We start from the raw sequence: 512 nt of genomic DNA, 5'->3' as shown, positions 1-512 counted from the left end.
TTCGGCGGCTTGCCACTCCTTAATGTACTTGTCCAGAACGATGAAGTTTTTGGATTCGGCAATGGTCTTGTAGTCACTCATTCGACTTGTTCTCATCGTTGTGAATCAGCGCGGTCAGCTCGCTCTCAATCTCTTGCACAGTCGGCAGCTGCGACTGCACCGATAGGGGAATGTCTTTGGTGATGAACGAACTCACGCCCATCGGTTTGTTGATGTCGCGCAGCGCGTATTCCACATCCAGTTTGTCTTTGTCTTTGCACAGGATCAGGCCAATCGTCGGATGGTCCCCCTCGGCGCGCAGCTGGTCGTCTACCGCCGAAAGGTAGAAGTTGAGCTTGCCCACGTACTCGGGTTTGAACTCACCTGCCTTCAGCTCAATCACCACATAGCACTTCAAACGTGCGTGATAGAAAAGCAGATCCAGAAAGTAGTCTCTGCCATTCACCACCAAAGGGTACTGCCGCCCAAGGAACGCAAAGCCTTTGCCCAGCTCCAGCAGAAACCGGGTGATT

The 512-nt window shown here is 52.7% G+C and carries 1 protein-coding gene; it reads right to left on the bottom strand.

What is annotated here, in order from left to right:
- Positions 1–73: 73 nt before the first annotated feature.
- A partial coding sequence (locus QZH66_RS15305) for a PDDEXK nuclease domain-containing protein (RefSeq protein WP_305806766.1) occupies positions 74–512 on the bottom strand: 439 nt, incomplete at its 5' end.

It is taken from the genome of Stenotrophomonas sp. YIM B06876 (assembly GCF_030711595.1).
Taxonomy (GTDB): Bacteria; Pseudomonadota; Gammaproteobacteria; order Xanthomonadales; family Xanthomonadaceae; genus Stenotrophomonas.
The sequence above is the reverse complement of the archived record's forward strand: the minus strand, read 5'-3'. Positions and strand labels throughout refer to the sequence as shown.